We start from the raw sequence: 1545 nt of genomic DNA, 5'->3' as shown, positions 1-1545 counted from the left end.
GGGGGGGGTGTCTCTATGTCCTTCGTCAAGGACGTGGTGCCGGGTATGCGGGCGTTTGGGGTGGTCATGCGGCGAGGGTGATGGTGGGGGTTCTGGACTCGTAGAAGGTGCCGTCCCGGAGCATGGCGAACAGGACGCTGATGCGTTGGCGGGCGAGCCGGAGGAGGGCTTGGGTGTGTGTTTTGCCGCGGGCCCTTTGCCGGTCGTAGTAGGCGCGTGAGGCGGGGTCGGCGTTCATGCAGGCGAAGGCGGAGAGGAACATGGCGCGTTTGAGCTGCCGGTTTCCGCCTCGTGGCGCGTGTTCGCCGTGGATCGAGGTCCCCGAGGATCTGGTTGTCGGGGCGAGGCCGGCGTAGGAGGCGAGATGGGCAGCGGTGGGGAAGCTGGTGCCGTCGCCGACGGTGACCAGCAGGACGGCGGCGGTCCTGACGCCGACTCCGGGCATCGAGGTCAGGACCTGGTGAAGAGGGTGGGCCTCCAGCAGGGTGCTGATCTGCGCTTCCAGGGCCCGGCGCTGGTCGTGGACCGCGGAGAGGGAGGCGGCCAGGGACGGGATCACGATGTCGAGAGTGCCGGTTCCCGGGACCACGACGGTCTGCTCGTCGAGAGCGTCGAAGACCTCGTCGATCAGCCGCGCGGCCATCCGCGGGGCCTTGGGCCGGATCACCTCGACGAGTCTGCGGCGGCCGGCCTTGCGCAGGGCGGCGGGGGATCCGTATCGCTCGAGGAGCCAGGTGACGGCGGGGTGGTCCAGCCGGGGCCCGAGCACGCGCTCGAGGCTCGGGTGGAACTGGGTGAGCAGGCCGCGTATCCGGTTGCTGGTGCGGGTGGCCTCGGCGGCGAGGTCCTGGTCGAAGCCGGTCAGCACCGTGAGCTCGGCGGTGATCTCGTCGGTCAGCTCCAGCGAACGCAGGGTGTGAGGCATCGTCCGGGCGGCGTCCGCGATGACCGCCGCGTCCTTCGCGTCGGTTTTCGCCTCGCCCGGGTAGAGGTCGGCGATCCGCCGCATGGCGAGTCCGGGCAGGTAGGCGACCTCGCAGCCCGCGTCCCGGGCGACGGTCAGGGGCAGAGCGCCGATCGAGGCGGGCTGGTCGACGATGACCAGGACGGTGCCGAACTTGGCCTTGAGTTTGTCGAAGACGGCCCGCAGCCTGGGTTCGCTGTTGGGCATGGGCTTGTCGAAAACCTTCTTCCCGGCCGGGGTGAGCCCGTGGCCGTGGTGGGCGGTCTTGCCGACGTCCATCCCGAGGAAGACGCCCACGCCTTCGATGTCGAACATCGCACCCTCTCAGGGTCGTTGACCAGGCCGGCCTCGGCAACGGCACCGTGCTCGCGCATCCACGTTATGCAGACCTGCCGCCCACGTCGCTGCCCGGCATTGCGCCGGACCGGGCGGTGGCCGGGTCTCTCATCAGCGTCTGTGACGGCACCCCACGGGCCCGGCGACACCACCCCCCAGGTCATTCGTCCGACAGAGGGGACACAGTCATACCGGGCCCGGAGGCCAGCGGCCCCATTGCAGGACCGCGAAAAACATAACGGGGG

1 protein-coding gene is annotated in these 1545 nt (G+C 69.8%); it reads right to left on the bottom strand.

Annotation, left to right across the window (positions count from 1 at the left end; all coding sequences use genetic code 11):
* Nucleotides 1-64: 64 nt before the first annotated feature.
* Complete coding sequence (locus ACIQK6_RS43070) at nucleotides 65-1279, bottom strand: IS110 family transposase (RefSeq protein ID WP_329095776.1); 1215 nt, start codon at nucleotides 1277-1279, stop codon at nucleotides 65-67.
* Nucleotides 1280-1545 lie beyond the last annotated feature (266 nt).

Source organism: Streptomyces sp. NPDC091682, assembly GCF_044756625.1.
Classification (GTDB): Bacteria; Actinomycetota; Actinomycetes; order Streptomycetales; family Streptomycetaceae; genus Streptomyces.
Note: the sequence above shows the minus strand (reverse complement) of the source record. Positions and strands in the feature narration are given on the sequence as shown.